We start from the raw sequence: 25,947 nt of genomic DNA, 5'->3' as shown, positions 1-25,947 counted from the left end.
GTGCCGAACGACAACGGCAGCCTGGTGCTGTCCGCACTCGAGTTCGAAATGCTCTGGGAAGCCGAAAGGCTGCCCCGCCGCCATGTCGCACTCGACGTGCCGAGCCCCGGAACGACCCACACGGAGCGGGCGGCACTGATCGAAGAGGCCTGGGAATCCCTGCGCGCGCGAGGGCTCGCGCGGGGACACCAGGCGTCGGGCGAACTGGTCGACATGCTGAACCTGTTCGCGCATCCCCGGCTCGCCATCGACGTCTGGGTATGGACCGACCGCGAGATCAAGGGCCAGGCGGTCAGCGTCGGCAACCAGGCGTTGCTCGGCGTGATCGACTCCGGTCAGGTGTGGCTGATCCCCGCCCGTGAGAGCTCGTTGGCCGAAGCCGCCGTCTCGGTGGCGGGCGACCTCGGCCCCGGCGTCGGCCAGTCGATCAGCATTCCCCACGACGTCCTGGTCCAGGCCGACGCCGCGGCCCGCGGCGAGGCGAAAGCGCTGGTCACCGCACTGGAAGACCTGGACGTGCCCCTCTGGCAGGCGCAGGAGGTGGCGGGCATGCTCCTCGGCCAGGAGGCACGCGGCCAGTTCGGCGCCGAACGCGCGGGCCGCGACGGCCGCCCCCGCCGCGCGGACAGCGTGGTCGCCTTCTACGACACGGACGCGGGCCGCTATCTGTTCCAGGTCGCGCGGAACCGCGACGGGCGGGATTGGGCGACCATCACCCCGGCGGACAATCAGTTGCTCGCGACGCGTATCCGGGAAGTCGCCGATTTCTGATTCGCCCGATTATCGGCGGGGTGGAAGTTGGCGTGGATACGCACACGGCCCACTGCCGAGGTCTTAAAGTATGCGCGGGAACCGTCGTGATCGGCCACGCGTCAGATCGGGCGGACACAAGTTTTTCCGTGAAGGGGATGACGAACCGTGCCTGTGTACGACCCGGATTCCATGGGGATCGCCGCCGGTCAGGTGGAGAAGCTCAAGGACGAGTTCGAGAAGACCAAAAAAGGCGTCACCGGGATGGATGACGAGAAGGAAAGCCCCTTCGGCGGAGTGGACGAGCACGGCGACGCGCAGGGCGCGGTCGGCAAGTTCAAGCAGGGAGTGCACAACGAATTCGATTCGGCCGGCCAGCTGATGGAGGCCACGGCCTTCGTGCTGCGAAAGGCGGCGGGGTTGATCAAGGAGACCGAAGCGGTCCACGTGGACAACCTGAAGGTGCACGGGGACCTGTGACGACTCGCCAGGCCTGGGGGCCGAAGACCAAGGGGGCTTGAGCAGTGGCTTTGAACGGTGTCGGCGCCGGCACGCCCGACGGCTGGGACGGACTGGTCCAGAAGGCCGAGCAGATCAGCAAAGTCAACCTCGCCGCCATTCAGAACGCGTCGAGGCAGTTCAAGACGGCCGCCGACAACGCGGGTGATCACAGCGCGGCGTTGAAAACGTCGACCGAAGCGCTGAACGGCGGCGTCTGGGCCGGGCCGGCAGCGGAGGCGTTCTTCGAGTACGTCAAGTCGATCACCACGGCCGGGAAGAACGTCGAAGAGCAGCTGGGCAAGGTCGTCGACGACCTCGATCGCGTCCACACCGATCTCGGCAACATCAAGGCCCAGGTGAAGGGCGTCTACGAAGACGCCGAAGCGGCGGTCAACACCAGGAACGCGCAGGCGGAGAAGGACAAGAACGCGGCGATCACGGCCGCCGCGCAGGCCGAGAAGGATCACAAACCGGCGCCGAGCCCTTCGGCCGACGAGATCATCCAGAAGGCCAAGACCGACATCAACGGCATCGCCAAGGACGCGGACGGCCGGGTCAAGGGCCTGCTCGACCAGGCCAACCAGATGATCCAGAAGTCCCAAGAGCTGATGAAGAAGGACATCCAGGGCGGTTACTCCACCGTCCCGATGCCCGGTAAGGACGGTTCCGTCCCCAAGCGCACCGGTGGTCTCCACGCCGGTGGCGGTGGCGGCGGAGGAGGCGGCGGTGGCGGTGGTGGGGGCGGCGGCCTCGGCCCGAGCGGCGGTCCTCCGTCGACGACGCCGCCGGGCAACGTCCAGCAGTGGATCCAGGAGGCCATCAAGATCCTGCAGGCCAACGGGATCCCGGTGACCGAGGCGGACATCCAGAAGATCTGGACGATCATCGAGAAGGAGTCCGGCGGTAACCCCAACGCCATCAACAACTGGGACTCCAACGCGGCGAAGGGCACACCGTCCAAGGGTTTGATGCAGTGCATCGACCCGACCTTCAACGCGCACAAGCTTCCCGGGCACGACGACATCTACAACCCGGTGGACAACATCATCGCGGGCGTGCGGTACACGTTCTCGCGGTACGGCGGTTTCGAAGGCCACCCGGGCCTGAAGTCCATGGCCGGCGGCGGCGGATACCAGGGCTACTAACGAGATCGACCGGCTCGCGTGCCAGCGTCTTGAGCCCGCCAGAAGTCCGTGAAGGCCCCCTTCATTGCGTCTAGCGCAGTGAAGGGGGCCTTCACGTACTTGGGAAGCCCGCCGTCAGTAGTCCTTGAGTGCCAAGGCGTTCGCCGCTTCCGTGAGCGGTCGCATGGCCGCCATCATCAGCCGGTCCCGGAACGGCAGGTAAGGCAGAACCCGCATCGACTGGATCTGTTTCCACTGCCGGAACCTCGTCTGGTTCTTCTGGTTCATCGCGGCCAGTGCTTGGTTCTTGAGCACGAACGGCCGCATTTCCCTTTCGTAGGAAGCGAAAGCGGCACGGTGGTCGCTGGACACGGCCAGCGAACCGGCGAGCACGTAAGCCCCGACGAGCGCCAAACTGGTGCCCTGTCCCGAAAGCGGCGACGGTCCGTAGCCCGCGTCGCCGACCAGGGCGACCCGCCCGCCGGTGAACCGGTCCATCCGGATCTGGGTCATGGAGTCGAAGTACAGCTCGCTCGACGCCATTTCGCGAAGCAGCCGCGGCACTTCCCAGCCTTGGCCCGCGAACCGGTCGGCGATCAGTTTTCGTTGCTGCTCCAGGTCGTGCCGGTCGAAGTCGAGTTCCGGCGACTGGAAACCGAGCATCGCCCGCGCTTCCGTGTTCTTTCGCGCGCTGTACAACCCGGCCAGTTTCCCCGGCGTCATGTGGAAGGTCTGCCAGCGGTCCAGATCGAGGAAGTTCGGCACGGTGAACACCGCGAGATAGGTGTCCAGATAGTGCGAAAACTCTTTCTCCGCACCGAAAACCAGTGATCGCACCGCCGAGTGCTGCCCGTCCGCGCCGATGACGAGGTCGAAATCCCGCCCCTCCCCGTGAGCGAAGGCGACCCGGACGCCGTCGGGGCGCTGCGAGATCCCGGTGATCCAGTTCCCGTAGACGTACTCGACACCCTCTTGAGCGACCGACGCCAGTGTGTCGGTGAGGTCGTCCCGCAGGATCTCGACGTCTTCGCTGTCGGTGAGCCCGCCGGTCAGCGTGTGGTCGGTGACCTTCACGAGGGTCTTGCCCTCGTCGTTGACGAACGACATCCCGCGCATGTCCGTCCGTAGCTCCCGGAGGCGTTCGAGCACCCCCATCCGGTCGACGACGCCGAGCGCCGTGCCGCGGATGTCGACCGCGTGCCCGCCGGCCCGGGGCGCGGGCGCCCGCTCGACGACCGTCGGCGCGAAACCGTGCCGCCGCAGCCAGTACGCCAGCGTCGTGCCGGCGATACCCGCGCCCGAAATCAGGACCTTCCGCATGTCCACTCCCTGTGTACGGTGGTTTGAAGCACTGCGTACAACGTATGGACACCTCGACGAAGGCCCTGGAAAACCAGCAGAAAATCTCCGCTGCACTAGTGCGATCCGGCTAGTGCGCCGCCTGGAACGCGGTAGGGTGCACTATGGCCGGAACCGATCCGCCCTACCTGCGGATCGCCGCCGAGATCCGTCGCCGGATCACGTCCGGAGAGCTACGCGAGGGCGACAAAGTCCCCTCGACCCGCCGGATCATCACCGAGTGGGGTGTCGCGATGGCGACCGCGACGAAGGTGCTCGCCACACTCAAACGGGACGGCCTGGTCGTCGCCAAACCCGGCGCGGGCACGGTCGTCGCGAGCCGCACCGGGAAGGCCGCGCCGAGGACCGAGGCGGACCTGTCACGCGAGCGAGTGGTGAAGGCCGCGATCCGGATCGCCGACGCCGAGGGCATCCGCGCGCTCTCGATGCGCCGCGTCGCCTCCGGCCTCGGCGTCGCGACGATGGCGCTTTATCGCCATGTCACCGCGAAGGAGGAGCTGATCCTCGAGATGGCGGACATGGCCCTCGGCGAGATCCGCTTCCCGCCCGAACCGCCACCCGGCTGGCGAGCTCAGCTGGAGCTGATGGCGCGGGCGCAATGGGCCCTGTTCCGGCGGCATCCCTGGCTCGCGCAAGCGCTTTCGATCACCCGTCCGCAGCCGTTGCCGAACCTGCTCGCCCACGCGGATTGGGCGACCCGTGCGCTCGACGGTCACGGCCTTCCGCCGTCGACGATCATGTACGCGCACATCACGATCTTCAACCACGTCCGCGGCATCGCCCTCAGCTTCGAGGCGGAGGCCGACACCGAATCCGGTACCGCGGTTTCGGCCGACGCCTGGCTGGCGGAGCACGAGCCGATCCTCTGGGACCTGGTCTCCGGCGGCCGGTTCCCGAACTTCGCCGGTGTCGTCTCGCGCGCTCCGTTCGACTACGACCTCGACACGCTCTTCGAGTTCGGCCTGCAACGGCTCCTCGACGGCTACGCGGTTCTCTTCGCGAAGGCGAGTTAGCCTCACCTCATGCTCATCCCCGGTCCCGCCGCACGTTCCGACGTCCCTCCGTTCCACGTCATGGACGTCCTTTCGGCCGCACAGGCCCGGCAGCGCAGTCACGGCGACCTGGTCCCGTTGCTCGCCGGGCAGCCGTCCGCGCCGGCCCCGCAACCCGTGCTCGAAGCCGCGCAGCGGGCGCTGAAGGACCACAACCTCGGCTACACCGAGCAGCTCGGCATCCCGGAGCTGCGCGAGGCCGTCGCGGAGCATTACAACCGCACGTACCCGGTCGACGTGAGCCCGCAGGACGTCATCATGACGACCGGTTCTTCCGGCGGTTTCCTGCTTTCGTTCCTCAGCGCCTTCGAGGCGGGCGACCGCGTCGCGATGGCTCGGCCCGGCTATCCGGCTTACCGCAACCTGCTGAAGGTGCTCGGTTGCGAGGTCGTCGAATTCGCCACCGGGGCGGACACGAACTTCCAGCCGACCGTCGCGTTGCTCGACGAATTGGGGCCGATCAAAGGACTCATCGTGGCCAGCCCGAGCAATCCGACCGGCACCGTCCTGCCGCCGGGTGAACTGGCGGCGATCAGCGGCTGGTGCGCGTCACGCGGTGTGCAGCTGATCAGCGACGAGATCTACCACGGGATCTCCTACGGCGCCGGGCTCGATTGCGCCTGGCAGTACGGCAACGAAGCGCTCGTCCTCGGTTCGTTTTCCAAGTACTTCGCCATGACCGGCTGGCGGCTCGGCTGGATGCTCGCGCCACAGCGGCTGCATCGCGCGATCGACGTCCTGACCGGCAACTTCACCATCTGCCCGCCCGCGGTCTCCCAGCACGCCGCGGTCGCCGCGTTCACCCCGGAGGCGTACGCGGAGGCCAACGGCCACGTCGAGCGCTACCGGGCCAACCGCGACGCGCTCTTCGCCGGTCTCAAGGGCATCGGCATCGACAAGCTGGCGCCGGCCGAAGGCGCCTTCTACGCCTACGCCGATGTCTCCGCGTACACGAACGACAGTCTCAGCTGGTGCCAGCGGCTCCTCGCCGAAACGGGCGTCGCGATCGCCCCCGGGATCGACTTCGACCCGGTCGACGGCGGCCGGTTCGTGCGGTTCTCCTTCGCGGGTTCTCGCGAGGACATCGAAGAAGGGGTCCGCAGGCTGGGCGACTGGCTCGGTCAGGGGGAACCCGGAAATCACCCTGAACGTTAGGCGGAATGAAGGCGCTCGCGAGCTCTGCCTGACAACCTGGACTCACCGGGCCCGCTCGGGCACGGTGAGGCAATCGGAGGATGCCATGTTCTGGAAGATCGTCGGCGGGCTGATCCTGGCTTGGGTGGCCTTCATGGTGCTCGGATCCGTGCTCGGTTTCCTCGTGAAGGCCGTCTTTTGGATCGCCGTCATCGGTGGCGCGGTCTTCCTCGGCACGGCCGCGTACGGCGCCATCAAGGGCAAGGGCACCCCGAAGCAGCTCCGCCGTTAAGGCTTACGCGCCACCCCGCCGAGCGACGTGAAGTTCACGGGCGAAAGCGGGGTGAAGCGCGGGCCGTCCGGCCACCACAGGTGCGGGTACGTCAGCCCGGGCTCCATGAGATCGAGTCCTTCGAAGAACGACTCGATCTCGTCACGCGTGCGGTACAGCGTGTCCAGCCCCGTGCCGTTGAAGCGCTTCTCGAGCGCCGTCGCGACGTCGGCGGCTTCGGAGCCGTCGGCGGGGTTGTGCTGGTGCAGCAGCGCGACGAAGGAGCCCGGGGCCAGCGCGTCGACGTAGGCGCGGACGATCTTCCGCGCCTCGTCGAGGTCCTGGAGGTGATGGACGATCGCGCACAGGACCAGCCCGACGGGCCGCTCGAAGTCCAGCCGGTGAGTGCGGGCGAGTTGCTCGACGACCTCGGCCGGTTCGGTCAGGTCCGCGGCGACCATATGCGCGAAGTCGTTCGCCGCGAGCAGCGCGCGGCCGTGCGCCTGCACCACCGGATCCCGGTCGACGTAGACGACCTGCGCCTCGGGGTTGTACCGCTGCGCGACCTGGTGCGTGTTGTCCATGCTCGGGAAGCCGGAGCCGAGGTCGAGGAACTGGTCGATGCCTTCCTGATCGGTCAGGTAGCGCACGGTCCGCACCAGCCAGTGCCGGACCTCCTTGGCCATCGTCCGCGCGTCCGGCGAGATCTCCAGGATCTGGCGCAGCGCCACCCTGTCGGCCTCGTAGTTGTCCTGGCCGCCCATCAGCGCGTCGAAAACCCTCGCGATGCTCGGCCGGTCGAAATCGACGGGCACGAACGGGCGCTGGTCCGCTGACATGGGCACCTACCGGGGTAACTCGGTTTGGACGCGTTCAGCGTAGGTCATCGGCTTCACCGCGCGTAAGCGGATGAGCGGTGAGGGTGAATTATTCCTCCGAAGAGCCGAAGCTGGATTTCGCTGTTGTCACGCCGACCCACCGTTCGGCCTTCATCCCCACCGCCCGTGCACCGTCCACATTGGACTGTCGATCGTCGAAGAACAGGCAGTCGCCCGGCTCGGCGCCGAGTTCGGCGAGCAGGATCCGGTAGATCTTCGCGTCGGGCTTCATGCAGCCGAGGTCGCCGGAGAAGAGCTTCACCCGGAACAGCTTCGCCCACTCCTGTTCGCGCACCCAGCCGCCGAAGGTGGACGACGCGTTCGAGAGCAGCGCGAGCGCCGCCCCTGCTTCGTGCAGCCCTTCCAGCAGTTCGAGGACGTCCGGTTCGAGGTGCGTCCAGCCCTCGACGTCGATGCGGGTCAGTTCGTCGGCGAACGCCTTGTCGACAGGGACGTTCAGCGCGCGGCCGACGTTCTGCCAGTACTCGAGGTCCGAGCCGCCGGAGTCGTACTGGACCCGCTCGGCCCAGTAGTGCGGCTCGAAGTCGGCGACGTCGAGGTCGAAGGCCTTGGCCAGGGTCGGCAGCGCGTCGGTGTGCTCGCTGATGACGTCGCCGTAGTCGAAGACGATCCAGTTCATGTTTCAGCCCCCGGTCTTGATGCGTTGAAGGGTTTCTTCGATGTCCGCCGCGGAAAGGTCCCGGTGCGCCACGAACCGGATCCGGCCCGAGCTCGGCAGCGTCAGGATCCCCAGCCCGGCCAGCCACGCCAGCCGTCCTTCGAGGTCCGGTGCGGTGACCTGCACGATGTTGGTCTCGGGAGCGTTGACCTCCCAGCCGTGCTCGGCGAACCCGGCCGCGAGCCTGGTCGCGTTCTCGTGCGTCTCGGCGAGGTCGCCGATGCGGTCCAGCGCGACCATGCAGGCCGCGGCCAGCACACCGGCCTGGCGGACGCCGCCGCCGAGCATCTGGCGCATCCGCCGTGCCTTCTCGATGAACTCCTCGCTGCCGGCCACCACCGAGCCGACGGGCGCGCCGAGCCCCTTGGAGAAGCAGGCGGACACGGTGTCGACGCCGACCGTGAGCGCCGCGGGCGGGACCTCCAGCGCGACCGAAGCGTGCCAGATGCGGGCGCCGTCGAGGTGCACGGTCAGCCCGGCCTCCTTCGCCACCGCGACCAGCTGGGCGTGCTCGTCGGGCGGGGTGACCGCGCCGCCCGCCGTGTTGTGCGTGTTCTCCAGGCACAACAGCGGGGTGCGCAGCGCGTAGTACGGCCCGCGCGGGACGCCGATCGCGGCCGAAAGCGTTTCCGGCGTCGGCCGCCCGGGCCCGGCGTCGTGCTCCAGCGGCTCCGGCATGCCGCCCGCGAGCCACGCGGCGGAACCGAGCTCGTCGGTGATGACGTGCGAGCCCCGCGGCGCGAGGAACCGGTCGCCACGCTGGAGATGGATGCTCAGCGCGATCAGGTTCGCCATGGTCCCGGACGGGGTCCAGAGCGCGGCCGGCATGCCGAGGAGTTTCGCGGCGCGCTGTTCGAGCGCGGAGACGGTCGGGTCACCGTCGAGGACGTTGTCGCCGACCTCGGCCTTCGCCATGGCCTGGCGCATGACGTCGTCGGGCCGGGTGACGGTGTCGGAGCGGAAATCGAGCGGCGGGAGAGAGCGCGAGGTCACGGTACGATCACATCACATCGACGGGCCTGCGGTGAATCTCCTCCCCGGCTGGTCCGCCGCGCCCGCTCATGCAACCGTGGACGCCCCCGGTTCCGTCCTACCCACCGACGAGGCAAGAGCGGAGACAAAAACCGCGTGAACCAGCGCGACGAACAAGAATTCGCGGAGTACTTCGCCGCGAAGCGGGACTCCGTGCGCAGGACCGCGTACATGCTCTGCGGTGACTGGCATCGTGCGGACGATCTCGCGCAGACGGCGTTCGTCGCGCTGCACCGGAGGTGGAAGAAGATCAGAGAACGGGCGGCGACCGACGCCTATGTGCGGAAGACGCTGGTCAGGGCGGCCATCGACGAGTCGAGGCGGCCGTGGCGGCGGGAGTGGCAGACCGAAGAGCTGCCCGAACCGCCGCAGGACGGCTTCGACCTCGGCGAACAGGTCGTCACCAGGGAAGACCTGCTGGCCGCGTTGCGCGAAGTGCCCCCGAAGCAGCGGGCCGTGCTGGTGCTCAGGTTCTTCGAGGGGCTGGACGTCGGTGCGGCGGCGAAGGCGCTGGGCTGCAGCGAAGGGAACGTCAAGAGCCAGACCGCGCGCGGGCTGGCGAATCTCAGGCAGGTCATGGAGAAGGAGGAGGTGGCACGGGATGGACGAGAATGACCTGAAGGCGTTGTTCCGTGACGCCCCCGGCGACGCGCCGTCGCCGACCTTCGACACCGCCGACGTGGTCCGCGCCTCGAAACGCGCCACCGCCCGACGTCGAAACGGTATCGCGGTGGCCTGTAGTGCGGTGGTTTTGGTGCTGGCGGGAGTGGGCATGTTCGGCGTGCTCGGCGGAACCGACTTCGAAATGGGGACCGCGGCCAAATCCGATCAAGAAGCGGCGTCCGCGGGGCAACCCGGGGCTGCGTCCGCACGTCCTCAGGACGGGGAGTCCTCGAACTTCTCGAACCCGCCGCCTCAGCAGGGGGGCGGCGGATCAGAGAAGACCGGCCCATTGGTGGCCGAAGGCACCTACGGGTGCGACCAGGTGGATCGGGAGCTCGCCACCGCCCTCGCTGGCGAGCTCCCGGTCCCCGTGGATGTCGCCAAGTCGACGCCCGGCGACATCTGTACGACGGGAGCCAGGTCGGCGGGGTTCCAGGTGCCGGGCGGCACGGTCTCCGCGGCGGTCTACCCGGCGGGCTCCTCCGTCCCGGTGATGCCCACCGGAGCGGCCGAAGCGCGGCGGACCACCGCCAAGGGGTCGCTCGTGGTCGTGGTGAGCCTCGGCGACGGCTCCGGCAGGCCCGCCCTTCCCGAGTCCGACGTCGACAGGCTGGTCGGCGTGCTCGCCGCCCGGTATTAACCGAGCTGGCAAAATAGCCCGCCATGACCGCCGCAGCGACCACACCGAAGGGTGAGCGACGCCGTGCCGAGCTGATCGAAGCCGCCTCGTCGCTCCTGGCCGAGGGCGGTTTCGACGCCGTGCGGCATCGTGCGGTCGCCGAACGGGCGGGTCTGCCGCTTGCGTCGACGACGTACTACTTCGACTCGCTCGAAGAACTCGTCACCGCCGCGGTGGAGCACCACGCGAAAGTGGAGCTGGAGGACGGGCGGCAGCGTCTCGACGAGCTGGCGACCCGCAACCGCGGCGTCGAGGCCACCGTCGACCTGGTGCTGGACATGCTCCTCGGGCCGCTCCGCCCCGATCGCGAGGCCGACGCCGAAGCGGTCCTCCTGCGCTACGAACGCCTCGTCGGGACAGGGCGCCGCCCGTACCTTCGGCCCCTGATGCGGACGCTGTCGGCCCAGCTGTACGAACTGCTCCACGAGATCTTCGCGCGCTCCGGCACTCCTGTGGACGCCACCGAACTGGAGCGGCTCGTCGCCCTGGTCGACGGTGCCGTGGTCAACGCGCTCATCGAGGTCGACCCGGAGCCACGGGCCGCCGCCGCGCGCATGCTCCAGGCGGCCCTGGCCTGACCTCCCGCGTTTCGTCCTCTGAATGCGGTAGTTGGCGTCGCGAACCACCGCATTCAGAGGACGAAACGCGGGGCGGGTTAGTCTGGCCGCGTGACGGACAAGCCCCGCATCCCCAACGTGCTCGCCGGCCGCTACGCCTCGCCTGAGCTGGTCGAACTCTGGTCCCCGGAACGCAAGGTCGTGCTGGAGCGCGAGCTCTGGCTCGCCGTGCTCCGCGCGCAGGCCGACCTCGGCGTCGAGGTGCCGGACGGTGTCGTCGCCGACTACGAACGCGTCCTGGAGCAGGTCGACCTCGATTCGATCGCCGCGCGCGAGCGGGTCACCCGGCACGACGTGAAGGCCCGCATCGAGGAGTTCAACGCGCTCGCCGGGCACGAGCACGTCCACAAGGGCATGACGTCGCGGGACCTCACCGAGAACGTCGAGCAGCTGCAGGTGCTCCGTTCCCTGGAACTGATGCGTAGCCGCGTCGGCGCGGTGCTCGCCCGGCTCACCGCGATCGCGGTCGAGCACGCCGACACGGTGATGGCCGGTCGTTCGCACAACGTCGCCGCGCAGGCGACGACCCTGGGCAAGCGGTTCGCCACCGCCGCCGACGAACTGCTGGTCGCCTTCGACCGGCTCGAAAACCTCATCGGCCGCTACCCGCTGCGCGGGATCAAGGGCCCGGTCGGCACCGCGCAGGACATGCTCGATCTGCTCGGCGACGAGTCCACTTTGGACGAACTGGAGTCGCGGGTCGCGGCCCACCTCGGCTTCGAGAACGTGTTCACCAGCGTCGGCCAGGTGTACCCGCGTTCGCTCGATTTCGACGTGCTGTCCACCGTCGTCCAGCTCGCGGCCGCCCCGTCGAGCCTGGCGAAGACGATCCGCCTGATGGCGGGCCACGAGCTGGTCACCGAGGGCTTCAAACCCGGCCAGGTCGGCTCGTCGGCCATGCCGCACAAGATGAACACCCGTTCGTGCGAGCGGGTCAACGGGCTCGCCGTGGTGCTGCGCGGCTACCTGTCGATGATCGGCGAGCTCGCCGGCGACCAGTGGAACGAAGGCGACGTGTCCGACTCGGTCGTCCGCCGGGTCGCGCTGCCCGACGCGTTCTTCGCGCTCGACGGCCTGCTGGAGACCTTCCTCACGGTCCTGGCCGAGTTCGGCGCCTTCCCGGCGGTCATCGGACGTGAGCTCGATCGCTATCTGCCGTTCCTCGCGACCACCAAGGTGCTCATGGCCTCGGTCCGCGCGGGCGTCGGGCGTGAAACCGCTCACGAGGCGATCAAGGAGAACGCCGTCGGCGTGGCGCTCGCGATGCGGGAGCAGGGGCTGGCCGAGAACGACCTCCTCGACCGGCTCGCCGCCGACGAGCGCATCCCGCTCGACCGCGGTGAGCTGGACAAACTCCTCGCCGACCGCATCTCGTTCACCGGTGTCGCGCCCCGTCAGGTGGCCGCGATCGCGTCGCGCGTCGAGGCCATCCTGGAGCGTTTCCCGGAGGCGGCGAACTACTCGCCGGCACCGATTCTCTGACCTGTGAGCAGCCCCACCACGGGGCGTTCACAGAGTGAGACGAAGTTACTCGATCGGGCGAAATGCCTAATCTCGATCGCTGAACCCGGAGCGCCAGGCCGCCCATGAGGCGGCCTGGCGTGTTTGTATCGCGCCTTGCGCGCCGACACCCACGGAAGAAGCGATGAGATCCACGCTGTCGAAATTCGTCGCCGTCGTCACGGCCGGAGCGGCCACCCTCGCCCTCGCCGCCTGCGGCTCCGGTGACGCGAGCACGACCGGCCAGAAGCTGCGGGTCGGCACCCTGACCGACGCGCCGCCGTCCATCTACCTGGAGAACGGCACCTTCACCGGCTACGACAACGAACTGCTGCGCGACATCGCGAAGCGCGAGGGCTTCGAGGTCGAGTTCGTCGGCACCGAGTTCGCCGGGCTGCTCGCCGCCGTCGCCACCAACAAGTTCGACATCGGCAGCTCCACGATCTCCACCACCGAGGCCCGCAAGAAGACCGTCGCGTTCAGCAACGGCTACAGCACCGGGTTCACCTCGATCATCACCAAGAAGGGCGCGGGTCTCAAGGACGTCGGCGCGTTCAACGGCAAACGGCTCGGCGTCGTGCAGGCGTCGGTGCAGGACGACTTCGCGACCGGCAAGGTGCCCGGCGCCAACGTCGTCCGCTTCCCCGACTACAACGCCGGTTTCGCGCAGCTGAAGGGCGGCAGCCTCGACGGCTGGGTCGTGCCGAAGGACATCGGGCAGAAGTACATCGACCAGAACCCGGACCTGCAGCTGGAGTTCGGCTACACCGTCGAGACCAAGGACACGCCGTCCGCGTTCGCCGTCCGCAAGGACAACAAGGAACTGCTGAAGAAGCTCAACGACGGCCTCGCCAAGGCCGTCGCGGACGGCACCGTCGCCCGCCTGCACGCCCGGTTCTTCAAGACCGAGCCGCTGCCCAAGGAACTCGAACAGGGCGGCCCCGGCCTGCCCGTGCAGAACTCGGGGGTCTGAAAACCATGAAGAAAACGCTGCTCGCCACGCTGGCCGCGGGTCTCGTCGTCGTGCTCGCCGCCTGCGGTGGTGGCGAGTCCGCCACCGAGAAGACCCTGCGCGTCGGGACGCTGAGCGACGCGCCGCCGAACATCTACGTCGAGAACGGCAACTACACCGGCTTCGACAACGAACTGCTGAAGGCCATCGCCGCCAAGCAGAACCTGAAGCTCGAGTTCGCGTCGACCGACTTCTCCTCGCTGCTGGGCCAGGTCGCGAACAACCAGTTCGACATCGGCAGCTCGGCCATCGCGCAGACCGACGAGCGCAAGAAGAACGTCGACTTCTCCAGCCCGTACAACTTCGAGGTCATGAGCATCCAGACCAAGGACGGCTCGCCGATCACCGAGGAGAAGGGCCTGTCCGGCAAGCGGGTCGCGGTCATCCAGGCGACCGTCGGCGACAAGTGGCTCACCTCGACGGTGCCCGACGCGCAGGCCGTGCGCTTCCCGGGATACGCCCCGGCGCTGGCCGCGCTCAAGAGCGGCGCCGTCGACGCCTACATCCTCGACCAGGCGATCGCCGAGACGAACGTCAAGGAGAGCACCGACGCGAAGCTCAAGGTCGTCAAGTCCTTCACCACCGACGTGCCCCACGGCTTCGCGGTGAAGAAGGGCAACAGCGAGCTGCTCACCAAGATCAACGAGGGCCTGAAGCAGGTCATCGCCGACGGCACCTGGGTCAAGCTGCACGAGAAGTTCCTGCCGACGGCACCGGTCCCGGACCAGTTCAAGGCGTGAGGATCACGATGAAGAAGTCACTCGCCGTCGTCGTCAGCGCTGCCCTTCTGGCGGTGCTGGCGGCGTGCGGCGGCGGTGAGGACGCCGGCGGGAAAACCCTTCGCGTCGGCACTCTCAGCGACTCGAAACCCAACGCCTATCAGGAAAACGGCGTGTTCACCGGGTTCGACAACGAGCTGCTGAAGGCCATCGCCGCGCACCAGAACCTGAAACTCGAATTCGTCTCCACGGAGTTCTCGGCGCTGCTCGGCCAGGTCGCCACCGGCAAGTTCGACATCGGCAGCTCGGGGATCTCGCAGACCGACGAACGCCGCAAGACCGTCGACTTCTCGGCGCCGTACAACTACCAGTCTCTCGGTATCGAGACCCGTGAAGGTGTCGCGATCAACGACGAGAAATCCTTGGCGGGCAAGCGGATCGGCGTCGTCCAGGGCACGGTGTCGGACAGCTGGCTGGCGGCCAACGCGCCCACCGCGCAGGCGGTGAGGTTCCCGCAGGACGCCGCCGCCCTCGCCGCGCTGAAGTCGGGCGCGATCGACGGCGCGATCTTCGACCAGGCGACCGCCGAGGACTACGCGGCGAAGAACCCGGACGCGAAACTCAAGGTGGTCAAGGCGATCACCACGACGATCCCGCACGGTTTCGCGGTCAGGAAGGGCAACACCGAGTTGGCTGGCAAGATCAACGCCGGGCTCAAGGCGGTCATCGCCGACGGGACCTGGGAAAGGGTGCACCAGCGGTTCGAACCGAACGCGCCGGTGCCCGCGGAGTTCAAGGCCGGGCAGAAGTAAGTGGACGATTTCCTCAACACCTTCCTGAACTGGGAGTACATCTGGGAGGTCTTCCCCGACCTCCTCGGGACCGGCCTGCTGAACACGCTGATCCTGTCGGTGTTCTCGGCACTGATCGGCACCGTGCTCGGCATGCTGCTGGCCACGATGGGCCTGTCCAGCAAGGCGTGGCTGCGCTGGCCCGCCCGGGTGTACACCGACATCTTCCGTGGCCTGCCCGCGATCCTGACCATCCTGGTGATCGGGCAGGGCGGCGGGATCCTCATCCCGTCGCTGTCGCGGAATCCTTACCCGCTGGGCATTCTGGCGCTGAGCCTGATCGCGGCCGCCTACATCGGCGAGATCTTCCGCGCCGGTATCCAGAGTGTCGAAAAAGGACAGATGGAGGCCAGCCGCGCGCTGGGCATGAGCTACACCAAGGCGATGACGCTCGTCGTCATCCCGCAGGGCGTGCGGCGCGTGCTGCCCGCGCTGGTGAACCAGTTCATCGCGCTGGTCAAGGACTCCAGCCTGGTGTACTTCCTCGGTTTCCTCGCCGAGCAGCGCGACCTGTTCCGCATCGGGCAGGATCTCGCGGCGAACACCGGGAACCTGTCGCCGCTGGTCGCGGCGGGTGCGGTGTATCTGGTGATCACCGTGCCGCTGACCCATCTGGTCAACTACATCGACAAGAAGCTGCGCACCGGCAAGAAGATCCGGGTCGACGACGAGGGCGGCGAGCCGGAACTCCTGAACACCGGAAAGGTGCCGATGCCATGACCGCCGCCGTACGCTCGTCGAGCGTCGAACTCCGCGACATCCACGTCTCCTTCGGCACCCTCGAAGTGCTGAAGGGCGTGAACCTCAAGGTCGAGAAGGGGCGCACGACCTGCATCATCGGGCCGTCGGGTTCCGGCAAGTCGACGTTGCTGCGCTGTGTGAACCGGCTCCAGGAGCCCGACTCGGGCGACCTGCTGCTGGGTGGCGAGAGCGTCATCTCGTCGGATCCGGACGCGCTGCGCCAGCGGGTCGGGATGGTGTTCCAGCACTTCAACCTGTTCGGGCACCGCAGCGTGCTGGACAACATCACCCTGCCGCTGCGCAGTGTGCGCAAACTCGGCAAGGAGGAGGCGGCGGAGATCGCGCACGCCCGCCTCGCCGAGGTCGGCCTCGCCGACAAGGCGCCGTACCGGCCGAGCGCGCTCTCCGGCGGGCAGCAGCAGCGGGTCGCGATCGCGCGGGCGCTCGCCATGGAGCCCGAGGTCATGCTGTTCGACGAGGCGACCAGCGCGCTGGACCCGGAGCTGGTCAAGGGCGTCCTCACGCTGATGGCGGGGCTGGCCGAACGCGGGCTGACGCTGCTCGTGGTCACCCACGAGATGGGTTTCGCGCGCAGCGTCGCCGACGAGGTCGCGTTCATGGACGCCGGGAAGATCGTCGAACAGGGCGCTCCGGAGGCCATCTTCGACGCTCCGCGGAGCGAGCGGCTGCAGCGGTTCCTTTCGCAAGTGCTGTAGCGAGCTGGCGGTGTGCGTTGGGGCTCGTGAGTGGCAATGACGGTTCTAACCGTCCTCACCACTCACGAGACCGGACTCGTTAACCTGCGGTCATGGCGAGAGTGGCGAAACTGGTCTATTACCCGGTCAAAGGCTGCGCGGGGACGTCGGTCGAAACGGCCGACGTCACCCCCGCGGGGCTGAGGTTCGACCGGGCCTGGATGGTCGTCTCCCCGGAGGGCGAGTTCCGCAGCCAGCGCAAGCATCCGGTGATGGCGTCGATCCGCGCCGAGGTGCTCGACGACGGCGCCCGCCTGCGCCTCGCGGCTCCCGGCGTCGAAGACCTGCTGGTCGAGACGGTCACGGACGGGCCGAGGCAGCCCGCCGCGACGTTCACCTGGCAGGGCAAGGGCGTCCACCAGGGCGACGAGGCCGCCGAGTGGTTCTCCGACGTCCTCGGCCTGCCGTCGGTGTTCGTCGGCCTCGCGCCGGAGCACGAACGCGTCACCAACGGCGAGATCCCCGGCACCGCGGCCTTCGCCGACGCGCACGCGATCCTGCTCACCTCCGAGTCCTCTTTGGACGGTCTGAACGAGCGCATCGCGTCGCGCGGCGCCGAAGCCGTGCCGATGGACCGCTTCCGGCCGAACATCGTCGTCGCGGGCTGGCCCGAGCCGCATCGCGAGGACGACGTCCGCTCGCTCACCGCCGGTGGCGTCGAACTGGGCTACGCCAAGGTCTGCATCCGCTGCACGGTGCCGATGGTCGACCAGGAGACCGGGAAGAAGGCCGGCCCCGAGCCCATCCGGTCGCTCGCCGACTACCGCCGCGAGCCCGAGGGCGGCGTCTCGTTCGGGATCAAGATGGCGGTGACCGGGCCGGGTCAGGTGTCCGTCGGCGACGAGGTGATCGTGCACTCCTGGGCGGGTCCCAGCCCGAGCACCGCCGACGCCGAGCCGCCGTTCACGGCGACCGCCAGCCGTCCCGCGGAATCGGTGTAGAGCACGTTCCGGCCCGGCGGCACCGTGCCGAAGGTGTCGCCGACCAGCGCCTTCACCAGGACGTGTTCGCTGCTGACCGAGACCGTGCCCGCCAGCCCGGCCAGTTCGAGGTCGGCGGGGCTCGCGGCCAGCTGGACGTTGCCGAAGTGGTCGACCGTGAGCACTTCGGCCACCAGCTTGCCGGGGAACACCGCGACGAACGGGTCCGGCAGCCGCACGAGGTCGTCGACGCGCGGCCCGAACTCCCCGGGCGCGACGCCGAGCGCGAGATGCGCCGCCGCGGGGGCGAAGACGTCGCGCCCGTGGAACGTCGACGACGTCACCGGAAGGCGGTATTCCGGCGCCGCGAGTTCGTACGCGGCTATCACCCCGCTGAGTGTTTCGGCGGCGGGAATGAGGAGCCCGTTGTCCGGCCCGACGAGCATTCCGCGTTCGGTGACCACCACGACGCCGCGCCGCGCGGTGCCGACGCCGGGGTCCACGACGGCGAGATGGACGGACTCCGGCAGATACGGCGCGGTCTGGGCGAGCACCTCGGCGCCGGTCCTGACCTGCTGCGGAGGGATCTCGTGGCTCACGTCGATCACCCGTACGGACGGCGCGATCCGCGCGATCACGCCGTGGCACGCGGCCACGAAACCGTCGCTCAGCCCGTAGTCGGTCGTGAACGAAACGCAGTGGATCGGCATGATCAGCCATCATCCTTGATCGCTAGGGTGCAGCCGTGACGACGCTCGAATACCCGAAGATCGCCGCCGGCAAGGTCCGTGAGCTCTACGCCGTCGATGACGAGCATCTGCTGCTCGTCACGTCCGACCGGATCTCCGCCTACGACGTCGTCTTCGACACGCCCATCCCGGACAAGGGGCGGGTGCTCACCGCGATGAGCGTGTTCTGGTTCTCCCTGCTCTCCGATGTCCTCCCCAACCACCTGGTCTCCTACGAAGACGAACGCATCCCCGCCGAGGTCCGCGGCCGTGCGCTGCTGGTGCGGCGGCTGGCGATGCTGCCGCTCGAAGCCGTCGCCCGCGGATATCTCACCGGTACCGGTCTCGCCGATTATCGCGCGCGCGGCACGGTTTGCGGCGTCGAACTTCCGCCCGGTCTGACCGAATCGTCCCGCCTTCCCGAGCCGATCTTCACGCCCGCGACCAAGGCCGACCGCGGTTCGCACGACGAGAACATCGCCTTCTCCGACGTCGCCGGGCAGCTCGGCCGCGAGCGGGCCGAGGAGGTCCGCGAGGCGACGCTGGCGGTGTACCGCCGCGGCGCGGAGTTCGCCGCCGAACGCGGCATCCTCCTCGCGGACACGAAGCTCGAATTCGGCATCGACCGGGAGGGGAACCTCGTGCTCGCCGACGAGGTCCTGACCCCGGATTCCTCGCGCTACTGGCCCGCCGGTGGTTACGCGCCGGACAGCCCGCAGCCGTCGTTCGACAAGCAGCCCCTGCGGGACTGGCTCACCAGCCCCGCGTCGGGCTGGCACCGCCGGGACAGACCGGGGTCACCACCCTTGCCGGAGGACCTCGTCGCCGCCACACGGGCGAGGTACATCGAGTCGTACGAACGCATCACCGGCCGGTCGTTGCAGGATTGGCCCGCCTGACCTGCGGCGTTCACTCCGTCGTCAGTCCGGCGCAAGGCGGCGCTGGCTCACTGGTGGGGTGGATGCACGTTTGCTGGTTTCCCTGTCCGGCGTGACCACCCGGACGTTGCACCGCTGTGCCGATCTCGCGGCCGAACTCGACCGGCGCAGGGTCCCGTTGTCCGTGCTCTACGCCGCTCGCACCGGCGAGGGCCCCGTGACCGAGTGGGTCCGGACGCGCCGCACCAGCGGCGACTCCGTCCTCCTGCACGGGTACGACCACCAGATCCCACCGACGCACCGCGCCGTCTACCTGGGCAAACGTGCCGAATTCGCGGCGCTGCCCGCACACGAGGCGCGGCTGCGCCTGATCGCGGCGAAGGCGGCGCTCGACACCAACGGCATGACCGTCGACGGTTTCGCGCCGCCGCGCTGGGTCGCGTCGGAGGGCACCTTGCAGGCCCTGCGCGAGCACGGGTTCACGCTGTGCGCGGACCTGGTTTCGGTGCGGGACCTGGTGTCCGGTGACGTCCAGCGCGCCAGGGTGCAGGAGTTCGGTGGACCGTCGCACCGCACGGAGACCGTCCGGTGTTTCGCGCTGGTGCTGGCCGCCGCCAGGGCCGCGCGCCGCGGCGGGCTGGTGCGGCTCGGCATCGACGCCGCGGACCTCGCCCGGCCGGGACTGCGGCAGGCGTTCCTCGACGCCGTCGACGTCTCGCTGGAGAACCGCGCGTTCGGAACCACGTACGGCTCGCTCTCGCGAACGCGGGTTAAATTGTCGGGATGACCGACGAGGCCGGCGCACCGGCGACGCTGATGCGGCTCTGGCGCCGGTCGGAGCGCCCCACCCGCGGCAGGCCGTCCGTGCTCGACATCGACGGTGTCGTGGCGGCCGCGGTGGACCTCGCCGATCGCGAAGGCGTCGCGAACGTGACGCTGGCGAACGTGGCGAAAGAGCTGGGCGTCACGAAGATGTCGTTGTACCGCCACATCGGCTCGAAGGCGGAGCTGCTGGAGCTGATGGCCGACTTCGCCGTCGGCGATCCGCCGCCGCTGGAGCCCACTGGCGATTGGCGGGCCGAGCTCACCACGTTGGCCGAGGCCAACCGTGACGTCCTGATGCGGCACCCGTGGCTGGTCGAGCTGCCGCTTTCCGGCCCGCCCGCCGGACCGCACGCGGTCGCCTGGATGGACGCGTTCCTGCGGACGCTGCGCGACACCGGTCTCGACTGGGGGACCAAGGGCGGGATCCTGGTGCTGATCGGCGGCTATGTCCGCCTCGCGTGCGCGCAAGCCCTCCAACTCGCCGAGGGCCGGAAAGACAGCGGACTGACCCAGGCGCAGGCGGAGCGGGCCTACGGCCAGGGCCTCGCCGAGCTGATCGACCCCGCGCGTTTTCCCGATGCTGTCGGCTTCCTGACTTCGGGCCTCGGCGACTCCGGACAGAACTCCGACTTCGACTTCGGTCTCGGTGTCGTCCTCGACGGCATCGCCGCTCTGATCGACGCGAGCTGACAAACGCCTTCTCCGCCTTTAGTATCCGCCGGACATTAATTAGTGTACGTTGGATACTAAAGGGGGAACCATGACATCGACACCGATCGGCGAGCGCGTGCTCGCTCCGGATCTGGCCAGGGGTTTCGCGCTCCTGCTGGTCGCGCTGGCGCATACCGCGAGCATCTTCCTCGGCAACACGCCCGGCGTCGATCAGACGCCGGAAGGCCTGGAGCGGCCGTACTTCGTGGTGCTGTTCGTGCTCGTCCACGCGTGCGCGCTGCCGCTGTTCGGCATGATGCTCGGCTACGGGATGGTGCAGTTCGCCGCTCGTCAGGAGGCGCTGGGGCAGCCGTGGCCGCGGACGCGCGGCATCTTGCTCCGCCGTCACGCGTGGCTGCTGGTTTTCGGCGCTGTCGACGGGGTGCTGTTCTTCTCCGGCGACGTGCTCGGCGCGTACGGCGTGATCGGCATGGTGTTCACCCTGCTGCTCCTGAAGCGCGGCAGGGGTTTCTACCGGATTCCGTTGCTGTACCTGGGTTTCGGCGTCTGCTACCTCGCCGTGCTTATGTACCTGGTGCTCACCGGGAACTCCGGGAGCGCGCCCGTCCCGTCCGTCGAGGGCACGTCTTCACTGGCGCCGACCTTGGGCGACGCCGTGCGCGAACGGCTCGTCGAGTGGCCGATGAGCACCGCGGTCCTGCTGTCGTCGATCCTCTTCGTCTGGGTGGGTGCGTGGGCCGCGAAGAAGCGCGTCCTGGAGAAGCCGAACCGGAAACTGCTCCTTTTCGGCCTGTTCGGCGGCTTCGGTGTCGCGATCGCGGGCGCGCTGCCGATGGGGCTCTTCGCCGGTGACTACGTCGGCTTCGACGAAGAGACCGCAGGGCTGGTCAAGCTGATGTACGAGGGAGCGGGCCTGTTCGGCGCGATCGGCTACATCAGCCTGTTCGGGCTCATCGGCATGGCGGTCGGCGAGAAACGCCGAGGTGTCGTGGTCACCGCGATCTCGGCGCTGGGGCAGCGCACGCTGAGCGCCTACCTGTTCCAGTCGGTGGCGTGGCTGATCCTGGCGCCGCCGTTCATGCTGGGGCTGAGCGGCAGCACGTTCGTCGCGGCCGCGTGCGGGCTCGGCGTATGGCTGCTGACGGTCGTCGTCGCGTACGTGATGCACCGCCGGGCGTATCGGGGACCGGCGGAGATCCTGGTGCGGAAACTGGCGTACCGGCCCTAAAGCTTCACCGGCTCCCCGACATCGAGCACCTTCACCTCGGTACCTTCCGGGGCGAGATTCGCGAACAGGCCGTAGTGCATCTGCGGCCGCGCGAGGACGGCCTCGTGGATCGGGACGGCGAGGCGCGGCGACACCGCACGCAGGTAGTCGACCGCCTCGCCGGCCTTGAGCCACGGGGCGCCGGTGGGCAGGCCGAGGACGTCGATCTTCTGTTCCGGCACGAAGAACGAGTCGCCCGGGTGATAGAAGGCGCCGTGATCGACCACGTAGCCGACGTTCGGGATCACCGGGATCTCCTCGTGGATCACCGCGTGCTCACCACCGACGACGCTGATGCCGCTGGAACCGATCTCGAAGGTGTCGCCGGGGTTCGCGATCTGGAACTCGGTGCCGATCTTCCCCACCGCTTCGGCGGAACCCGGATCGACGATCAGCCGCACGCCGGGGTTCGCCTCCAGCAGCGCGGGCAGCCTGTCCATGTCGAGGTGGTCGAAGTGCTGGTGCGTGATCAGGATGGCGTCCAGTTCGCGCTCGCCCTCGAAGCCAGCCGAGAAGGTGCCGGGGTCGATCAGGATCCGCGCGCCCTCGGTCTCCAGAAGCGTGCAAGCGTGTCCAAAGTGGACAATACGCATCGGTGTTCTCCTTCGCGGTAGGTCGATTCCAGCCTAGGCCCGGATGAGGGCGTCGCCAAGTTCGGTGCGCCGGTAACGGACTTCGCGGCCGCGCCGCCGGGTGTCGAGCAGGCCGGCGGCGTGCATCGCGGTGAGGTGCTGCGAGATCGTCGGCGCCGAGAAACCCAGCCGTCGGGCCAGTTCGGTGGTGCTCGCGGGTTCGTTGAGTGTCGTGAGCAGCGCGGCCTTCGTCCGGCCGAGTACTCCCGCGAGCGCGCCGGGCGGGCGTTCGGGGTCCGACCAGAGTTCGGCCACGCCGCGGGCCGGATATAGCAGCGAAGGCTGCCACGGCTCCATCGTGATCACCCCGACCGAAGGCCACGCGAAGACACCGGGGATCAGCAGAAGCCCGCGCCGGTCGAGGTGGACTCGGCCGCGTTCCTTCATCTCGATCACCAGGACATCGTCGACCAGCCGCACCCTCGGGTGGATGTCCTCCAGCACCAGCGCGATCCCGCCGGCGGCCAGCCGCCGCGAGCGTTCCTCGATGTCGGCGACGAGGAACCGGCGCATCCGGGGCCAATGCGGTTCGACCAGTTCGGTCCAGGCGATCTCCATCTGGTCCGCCAGCAGATCCCTCGCCACGGCCGGATCTTCGGGGAGCCCGCTCAGCTCTGCGTCTACTTTGGACAGTTCGTGGGCGACCTGGTCCGGCGGGGTGCGGCGGATTTCGGCGAGCTGGGCGGACGCGGTGGTCTCCGGTCCGCTCGGCGGCGGGCTGAGGAAGTCGGTGATGTAGTGCCGCGCGCTCATCACCTTGGCGAAGCCGTCGATGGGCAGGTCCGGCAGTTTCGCGGCCGCCTCGCGCAGCCACGGCAGATGACTCGGATGCCCACGCCGTCCGAGCAGGGTCTGCATCGCGCCCATGGTCTCGTCGAGCGGGGAGATGCCGAAGCGGACGCGATTGGCGCTCTCGGCGGTCAGGACCAGCTCGATCATCGGATTAGGCTATTCCCTAATCAATGGTCCGCGCCAGCCTTGGTTCGGCAGGGTCTCCCGGTATGACGTTGCTGCGTAATTCCGGGTATTGGCGCTGGTCGGCGGGGGTACAGCTGAACCGGCTGCCCGCCACGATGGCGCCACTGGCCTTCACCGTGCTGACCACCGCGACGACCGGTTCGTACCGGCTCGGCGGGGTCATGATGGCCGTCTTCGTCGCCGCCGAGATGGTCGGTGCCGTGCCGACCGGACGGCTGCTCGACCGGGTCGGTCCCGCCCGCGGTCTCGTCGTGCTGTTGCCCCTGGTCGCCGCCGGGCTGTTCCTGCTGGCCGCGGTCGCTTCCGCCGGAGCCCCGGACTGGGTGATGCTCGCGCTGGCGATCCCGCCGGGACTGGTCGCGGGCGGGCTTAACGGCGGTTTCCGGACCCTGCTCGCCGGGACGGTGACCGAAGAGGAGCTGCCGAGGGCCGTTTCGGTGGACGCGATGATCCTCGAAGGCGTGATCGTCGGCGGACCGCTGCTGGTGGCGCTCCTGGCGACGTCCGGGCCCGCCGTCCCGGTCCTCGCGATGGCCGTCGTCGCCCTGCTCGCGGCACTGCTCGTGCCGCGGCGGACGGTCCGACGAGATCCACAAAGGACGGTCGAGCGGCAGTCGATCCCGGTCGCCGCGTGTGTGCCGTGGCTGGCGGGGTTGTTCACCGTCGGGCTCCTGCTGTCGACCATCGAAGTCGGGCTGCTGCCGCTCGTCCAGCGCCTCGGCGCCCCGGATTCGGCGACGGCGATCGTCATCGTCGTGTTGTGCGCCGCCAGCATCACCGGGAGTGCGCTCTACGCGGCGCGGGGGAAGGTCGGCGATCCTCGGCTGTTCCTGGCCGGTTTCGTGCTCGGCGGGATCGTCGTTTCGGTGGGTTTCGGCTGGGCCGGGCTGCTCGGCGGGGTCGCGCTGATCGGGCTCTGCACCGGTCCGCTGATGGCTGTCTCGTCGGTCAACCTGCAGAAGCTGCTGCCGGAACGCCGCCGGTCGGAGGGATTCTCACTGGCCTTCACCGTGCAGGCGTCCGGCTTCGGGCTGGGCTCGCTGGCGATCGGTGTCCTGCCGGTCTGGCTGTGCCCCCTTCTCGGTGTCCTTGCGGCTCTCGTCTCCTGTGCGATGCTGGTGGCACGCCCCAGGCGAGCTATTGGCACGCCGTCAGTAACGTCGTAGCCTGGGCTTTGAGCCGAGACACGGGAGAAGTCGATGACCGCAGTCCAGCCGAAGCCGACCGCGCACAGCGTGGGGGAGACCTTCGATTCCCTCAGCCCGGCGACCGACGAGGTCGTCGGCACCTACCCGGTGCACAGCAAGGAGGACGTCCGCGCCGCCATCGCCCGCGCGAAGGACGCCGCCGAATGGTGGGCCGGGCTCGGCTACGACGGCCGCGCCGAACGTCTGCGCCGCTGGAAGGGCGTCATCACCCGCAGGCTGCCGCAGCTGTGCCAGGTCGTGCGCGACGAGACCGGGAAGCCGATCGCCGACGCGCAACTGGAGAGCGTCCTCGCCATCGAGCACATCGCGTGGGCAGGCAAGCACGCGCGCAAGATCCTCGGCAAGCAGCGCCGTGCGGCCGGGCTGATGATGTCGAACCAGGCGGCGACGGTGGAATACCAGCCGCTCGGCGTCGTGGGCGTGATCGGCCCGTGGAACTACCCCGTGTTCACCCCGCTCGGCTCCATCGCCTACGCGCTCGCCGCCGGCAACACCGTCGTCTTCAAGCCGAGCGAATACACGCCCGGCGTCGGGAAGTGGCTGGTCGACGCGTTCAACGAGGTCGTCCCGGAATGGCCGGTGCTGCAGCTGATCACCGGCTTCGGCGAGACGGGCGCTTCGCTCGTCACGGGCGGTGTCGACAAGATCGCCTTCACCGGTTCGACCGGGACGGGCAAGAAGATCATGGCCGCTGCCGCCGAGACGCTGACCCCGGTGATCATCGAGGCGGGCGGCAAGGACGCCGTGCTCGTCGACGCGGACGCCGACCTGGAGGCCGCCGCGGACGCGACCGTCTGGGGCGCGTTCTCCAACTCGGGCCAGACCTGCATCGGCGTCGAGCGCGTGTACGTCCACGAGCGCGTGCACGACGAGTTCGTCGCGAAGGTCGTCGAGAAGTCGAAGGACGTGCGAGCCGGCTCCGACGCGGCCGCGCAGTACGGCCCGGTGACGATGCCTTCGCAGCTCTCGGTGATCAAGCGCCACATCGCGGACGCCATCGAGCGCGGCGGCAAGGCGCTGGTCGGCGGCGTCGACGCGGTCGGAGACCGCTACGTGCAGCCGACGGTGCTCGTCGACGTGCCCGAGGACTCCGCGGCCGTGCAGGAGGAGACGTTCGGCCCGACCGTGACCATCGCCAAGGTCCGCGACATGGACGAAGCCGTCGCGAAGGCCAACGACACGAAGTACGGCCTCGGCTCGACGGTGTTCTCGAAGTCGCGCGGCCTCGAATTGGCCGGACGGCTGCGCACCGGCATGACGGCGATCAACGCGCCGCTTTCCTTCGCCGGTATCGCTTCGCTGCCCTTCGGCGGCGTCGGCGATTCGGGCTTCGGCCGGATTCACGGCCCGGAAGGCCTGCGCGAGTTCGCCCGCCCGAAGGCGGTGGCGCGGCAGCGGTTCACCGCGCCGATCGTGCTGACTTCGTTCTCCCGCAAGGAAAAGACCGACGCTCTGGTGGCGAAGCTGATCACCGTGCTGCACGGGAAGCGCTGACGCCCCGCCAAATGTCATGAAAGGGTCG

At 68.6% G+C, this 25,947-nt stretch carries 29 protein-coding genes; 22 read left to right on the top strand and 7 right to left on the bottom strand.

What is annotated here, in order from left to right; translation table 11 throughout:
- The 3 genes from DMC61_RS00475 to DMC61_RS00465 all read left to right on the top strand — a co-directional run bounded on the left by DMC61_RS00475 (position 1) and on the right by DMC61_RS00465 (position 2,396).
- On the top strand, positions 1–771 hold the full coding sequence (locus tag DMC61_RS00475; RefSeq protein WP_125685950.1) for an ESX secretion-associated protein EspG: 771 nt from the start codon (positions 1–3) through the stop codon (positions 769–771).
- Between the two features lie 147 nt (positions 772–918).
- Positions 919–1,230 (top strand): hypothetical protein, encoded by a 312-nt coding sequence (locus tag DMC61_RS00470; protein WP_038521469.1) that lies wholly within the window; start codon positions 919–921, stop codon positions 1,228–1,230.
- A gap of 44 nt (positions 1,231–1,274) precedes the next feature.
- The gene (locus DMC61_RS00465) at positions 1,275–2,396 is read left to right on the top strand and encodes a transglycosylase SLT domain-containing protein (protein WP_125685947.1); all 1,122 of its coding nucleotides are present in this window, start codon (positions 1,275–1,277) and stop codon (positions 2,394–2,396) included.
- A gap of 114 nt (positions 2,397–2,510) precedes the next feature.
- Here DMC61_RS00465 and DMC61_RS00460 read toward each other — a convergent pair whose 3' ends face one another.
- Positions 2,511–3,695 (bottom strand): FAD-dependent monooxygenase, encoded by a 1,185-nt coding sequence (locus DMC61_RS00460; protein WP_125685945.1) that lies wholly within the window; start codon positions 3,693–3,695, stop codon positions 2,511–2,513.
- Between the two features lie 143 nt (positions 3,696–3,838).
- Here DMC61_RS00460 and DMC61_RS00455 point away from each other — a divergent pair, with 143 nt between their 5' ends.
- From DMC61_RS00455 to DMC61_RS00445, 3 genes are all read left to right on the top strand, one after another.
- On the top strand, positions 3,839–4,747 hold the full coding sequence (locus DMC61_RS00455; protein WP_125685943.1) for a TetR/AcrR family transcriptional regulator C-terminal domain-containing protein: 909 nt from the start codon (positions 3,839–3,841) through the stop codon (positions 4,745–4,747).
- A 9-nt stretch (positions 4,748–4,756) separates the two neighbouring features.
- Complete coding sequence (locus DMC61_RS00450; RefSeq protein ID WP_125685941.1) at positions 4,757–5,941, top strand: pyridoxal phosphate-dependent aminotransferase; 1,185 nt, start codon at positions 4,757–4,759, stop codon at positions 5,939–5,941.
- Between the two features lie 85 nt (positions 5,942–6,026).
- A complete protein-coding gene (locus DMC61_RS00445) occupies positions 6,027–6,212 on the top strand; it encodes a hypothetical protein (protein WP_007032516.1) in 186 nt (61 codons plus the stop codon).
- Here DMC61_RS00445 and DMC61_RS00440 read toward each other — a convergent pair.
- From DMC61_RS00440 to DMC61_RS00430, 3 genes are all read right to left on the bottom strand, one after another.
- Positions 6,209–7,030: an SAM-dependent methyltransferase gene (locus DMC61_RS00440; RefSeq protein ID WP_063271953.1), complete on the bottom strand. Its 822-nt coding sequence runs from the start codon at positions 7,028–7,030 to the stop codon at positions 6,209–6,211. The genes DMC61_RS00445 and DMC61_RS00440 overlap by 4 nt on opposite strands.
- Positions 7,031–7,118: 88 nt before the next feature.
- Entirely contained in the window at positions 7,119–7,709 is a 591-nt protein-coding gene (locus DMC61_RS00435; protein ID WP_125685939.1) for an HAD family phosphatase, read from the bottom strand.
- A gap of 3 nt (positions 7,710–7,712) precedes the next feature.
- A complete protein-coding gene (locus DMC61_RS00430) occupies positions 7,713–8,741 on the bottom strand; it encodes a low specificity L-threonine aldolase (protein ID WP_125685937.1) in 1,029 nt (342 codons plus the stop codon).
- A 135-nt stretch (positions 8,742–8,876) separates the two neighbouring features.
- Here DMC61_RS00430 and DMC61_RS00425 point away from each other — a divergent pair, with 135 nt between their 5' ends.
- From DMC61_RS00425 to DMC61_RS00380, 10 genes are all read left to right on the top strand, one after another.
- Positions 8,877–9,395, top strand: coding sequence for a SigE family RNA polymerase sigma factor (locus tag DMC61_RS00425; protein ID WP_005152531.1), 519 nt, complete (start codon positions 8,877–8,879; stop codon positions 9,393–9,395).
- On the top strand, positions 9,382–10,083 hold the full coding sequence (locus tag DMC61_RS00420) for a hypothetical protein (RefSeq protein ID WP_125685935.1): 702 nt from the start codon (positions 9,382–9,384) through the stop codon (positions 10,081–10,083). The genes DMC61_RS00425 and DMC61_RS00420 overlap by 14 nt, the downstream gene beginning before the upstream one ends.
- A gap of 23 nt (positions 10,084–10,106) precedes the next feature.
- Positions 10,107–10,700 (top strand): TetR/AcrR family transcriptional regulator, encoded by a 594-nt coding sequence (locus DMC61_RS00415; protein ID WP_037334651.1) that lies wholly within the window; start codon positions 10,107–10,109, stop codon positions 10,698–10,700.
- A gap of 90 nt (positions 10,701–10,790) precedes the next feature.
- Positions 10,791–12,221: an adenylosuccinate lyase gene (purB, locus tag DMC61_RS00410; protein WP_125685933.1), complete on the top strand. Its 1,431-nt coding sequence runs from the start codon at positions 10,791–10,793 to the stop codon at positions 12,219–12,221.
- 163 nt (positions 12,222–12,384) lie between these two features.
- Positions 12,385–13,212, top strand: coding sequence for an ABC transporter substrate-binding protein (locus DMC61_RS00405; RefSeq protein ID WP_083715317.1), 828 nt, complete (start codon positions 12,385–12,387; stop codon positions 13,210–13,212).
- 5 nt (positions 13,213–13,217) lie between these two features.
- Positions 13,218–13,991 (top strand): ABC transporter substrate-binding protein, encoded by a 774-nt coding sequence (locus DMC61_RS00400; protein ID WP_125685931.1) that lies wholly within the window; start codon positions 13,218–13,220, stop codon positions 13,989–13,991.
- A gap of 8 nt (positions 13,992–13,999) precedes the next feature.
- Positions 14,000–14,782, top strand: a complete 783-nt coding sequence (locus tag DMC61_RS00395) for an ABC transporter substrate-binding protein (RefSeq protein ID WP_125685929.1) — start codon at positions 14,000–14,002, stop codon at positions 14,780–14,782.
- Positions 14,783–15,541, top strand: a complete 759-nt coding sequence (locus DMC61_RS00390) for an amino acid ABC transporter permease (protein WP_016338057.1) — start codon at positions 14,783–14,785, stop codon at positions 15,539–15,541.
- Complete coding sequence (locus DMC61_RS00385) at positions 15,538–16,278, top strand: amino acid ABC transporter ATP-binding protein (RefSeq protein ID WP_016338056.1); 741 nt, start codon at positions 15,538–15,540, stop codon at positions 16,276–16,278. Before DMC61_RS00390 ends, DMC61_RS00385 begins: the two co-directional genes overlap by 4 nt.
- 92 nt (positions 16,279–16,370) lie before the next feature.
- Positions 16,371–17,258, top strand: coding sequence for an MOSC domain-containing protein (locus DMC61_RS00380; RefSeq protein ID WP_199749862.1), 888 nt, complete (start codon positions 16,371–16,373; stop codon positions 17,256–17,258).
- Here the strand turns inward: DMC61_RS00380 and DMC61_RS00375 are convergent.
- Positions 17,141–17,947 carry an S-adenosyl-l-methionine hydroxide adenosyltransferase family protein gene (locus DMC61_RS00375; RefSeq protein WP_125685927.1) on the bottom strand — a complete coding sequence of 269 codons (807 nt, stop codon included), beginning with the start codon at positions 17,945–17,947 and terminating at the stop codon, positions 17,141–17,143. The two genes, DMC61_RS00380 and DMC61_RS00375, sit on opposite strands and share 118 nt — an antisense overlap.
- A gap of 35 nt (positions 17,948–17,982) precedes the next feature.
- Here DMC61_RS00375 and DMC61_RS00370 point away from each other — a divergent pair, with 35 nt between their 5' ends.
- From DMC61_RS00370 to DMC61_RS00355, 4 genes are all read left to right on the top strand, one after another.
- On the top strand, positions 17,983–18,864 hold the full coding sequence (locus DMC61_RS00370; protein ID WP_125685925.1) for a phosphoribosylaminoimidazolesuccinocarboxamide synthase: 882 nt from the start codon (positions 17,983–17,985) through the stop codon (positions 18,862–18,864).
- Between the two features lie 58 nt (positions 18,865–18,922).
- Positions 18,923–19,630 carry a DUF2334 domain-containing protein gene (locus DMC61_RS00365; protein ID WP_233594666.1) on the top strand — a complete coding sequence of 236 codons (708 nt, stop codon included), beginning with the start codon at positions 18,923–18,925 and terminating at the stop codon, positions 19,628–19,630.
- Positions 19,627–20,358, top strand: coding sequence for a TetR/AcrR family transcriptional regulator (locus DMC61_RS00360; RefSeq protein ID WP_125685923.1), 732 nt, complete (start codon positions 19,627–19,629; stop codon positions 20,356–20,358). Before DMC61_RS00365 ends, DMC61_RS00360 begins: the two co-directional genes overlap by 4 nt.
- A gap of 70 nt (positions 20,359–20,428) precedes the next feature.
- On the top strand, positions 20,429–21,568 hold the full coding sequence (locus DMC61_RS00355; RefSeq protein WP_125685921.1) for a DUF418 domain-containing protein: 1,140 nt from the start codon (positions 20,429–20,431) through the stop codon (positions 21,566–21,568).
- On the opposite strand, the gene DMC61_RS00350 is transcribed toward DMC61_RS00355, so the two are convergent.
- On the bottom strand, positions 21,565–22,200 hold the full coding sequence (locus tag DMC61_RS00350) for an MBL fold metallo-hydrolase (protein ID WP_125685919.1): 636 nt from the start codon (positions 22,198–22,200) through the stop codon (positions 21,565–21,567). The two genes, DMC61_RS00355 and DMC61_RS00350, sit on opposite strands and share 4 nt — an antisense overlap.
- A gap of 33 nt (positions 22,201–22,233) precedes the next feature.
- Positions 22,234–23,178 (bottom strand): DUF5937 family protein, encoded by a 945-nt coding sequence (locus DMC61_RS00345; protein ID WP_125685917.1) that lies wholly within the window; start codon positions 23,176–23,178, stop codon positions 22,234–22,236.
- A 62-nt stretch (positions 23,179–23,240) separates the two neighbouring features.
- Here DMC61_RS00345 and DMC61_RS00340 point away from each other — a divergent pair, with 62 nt between their 5' ends.
- The gene (locus DMC61_RS00340) at positions 23,241–24,383 is read left to right on the top strand and encodes an MFS transporter (protein ID WP_125685915.1); all 1,143 of its coding nucleotides are present in this window, start codon (positions 23,241–23,243) and stop codon (positions 24,381–24,383) included.
- A gap of 33 nt (positions 24,384–24,416) precedes the next feature.
- Positions 24,417–25,919: an aldehyde dehydrogenase family protein gene (locus tag DMC61_RS00335; protein ID WP_125685913.1), complete on the top strand. Its 1,503-nt coding sequence runs from the start codon at positions 24,417–24,419 to the stop codon at positions 25,917–25,919.
- Positions 25,920–25,947: the final 28 nt, after the last annotated feature.

Source organism: Amycolatopsis sp. WAC 04169, from assembly GCF_003947535.1.
GTDB lineage: Bacteria > Actinomycetota > Actinomycetes > Mycobacteriales > Pseudonocardiaceae > Amycolatopsis > Amycolatopsis keratiniphila.
The sequence above is the reverse complement of the archived record's forward strand: the minus strand, read 5'-3'. Positions and strand labels throughout refer to the sequence as shown.

Coding starts and splice junctions, on each gene's coding strand:
- DMC61_RS00460 (WP_125685945.1), bottom strand. CDS start 3,695: ATGCGGAAGGTCCTGATTTCGGGCGCGGGTATCGCCGGCACGACGCTG.
- DMC61_RS00455 (WP_125685943.1), top strand. CDS start 3,839: ATGGCCGGAACCGATCCGCCCTACCTGCGGATCGCCGCCGAGATCCGT.
- DMC61_RS00450 (WP_125685941.1), top strand. CDS start 4,757: ATGCTCATCCCCGGTCCCGCCGCACGTTCCGACGTCCCTCCGTTCCAC.
- DMC61_RS00445 (WP_007032516.1), top strand. CDS start 6,027: ATGTTCTGGAAGATCGTCGGCGGGCTGATCCTGGCTTGGGTGGCCTTC.
- DMC61_RS00440 (WP_063271953.1), bottom strand. CDS start 7,030: ATGTCAGCGGACCAGCGCCCGTTCGTGCCCGTCGATTTCGACCGGCCG.
- DMC61_RS00435 (WP_125685939.1), bottom strand. CDS start 7,709: ATGAACTGGATCGTCTTCGACTACGGCGACGTCATCAGCGAGCACACC.
- DMC61_RS00420 (WP_125685935.1), top strand. CDS start 9,382: ATGGACGAGAATGACCTGAAGGCGTTGTTCCGTGACGCCCCCGGCGAC.
- DMC61_RS00415 (WP_037334651.1), top strand. CDS start 10,107: ATGACCGCCGCAGCGACCACACCGAAGGGTGAGCGACGCCGTGCCGAG.
- DMC61_RS00405 (WP_083715317.1), top strand. CDS start 12,385: ATGAGATCCACGCTGTCGAAATTCGTCGCCGTCGTCACGGCCGGAGCG.
- DMC61_RS00400 (WP_125685931.1), top strand. CDS start 13,218: ATGAAGAAAACGCTGCTCGCCACGCTGGCCGCGGGTCTCGTCGTCGTG.
- DMC61_RS00395 (WP_125685929.1), top strand. CDS start 14,000: ATGAAGAAGTCACTCGCCGTCGTCGTCAGCGCTGCCCTTCTGGCGGTG.
- DMC61_RS00385 (WP_016338056.1), top strand. CDS start 15,538: ATGACCGCCGCCGTACGCTCGTCGAGCGTCGAACTCCGCGACATCCAC.
- DMC61_RS00380 (WP_199749862.1), top strand. CDS start 16,371: ATGGCGAGAGTGGCGAAACTGGTCTATTACCCGGTCAAAGGCTGCGCG.
- DMC61_RS00375 (WP_125685927.1), bottom strand. CDS start 17,947: ATGCCGATCCACTGCGTTTCGTTCACGACCGACTACGGGCTGAGCGAC.
- DMC61_RS00360 (WP_125685923.1), top strand. CDS start 19,627: ATGACCGACGAGGCCGGCGCACCGGCGACGCTGATGCGGCTCTGGCGC.
- DMC61_RS00355 (WP_125685921.1), top strand. CDS start 20,429: ATGACATCGACACCGATCGGCGAGCGCGTGCTCGCTCCGGATCTGGCC.
- DMC61_RS00350 (WP_125685919.1), bottom strand. CDS start 22,200: ATGCGTATTGTCCACTTTGGACACGCTTGCACGCTTCTGGAGACCGAG.
- DMC61_RS00345 (WP_125685917.1), bottom strand. CDS start 23,178: ATGATCGAGCTGGTCCTGACCGCCGAGAGCGCCAATCGCGTCCGCTTC.
- DMC61_RS00340 (WP_125685915.1), top strand. CDS start 23,241: ATGACGTTGCTGCGTAATTCCGGGTATTGGCGCTGGTCGGCGGGGGTA.
- DMC61_RS00335 (WP_125685913.1), top strand. CDS start 24,417: ATGACCGCAGTCCAGCCGAAGCCGACCGCGCACAGCGTGGGGGAGACC.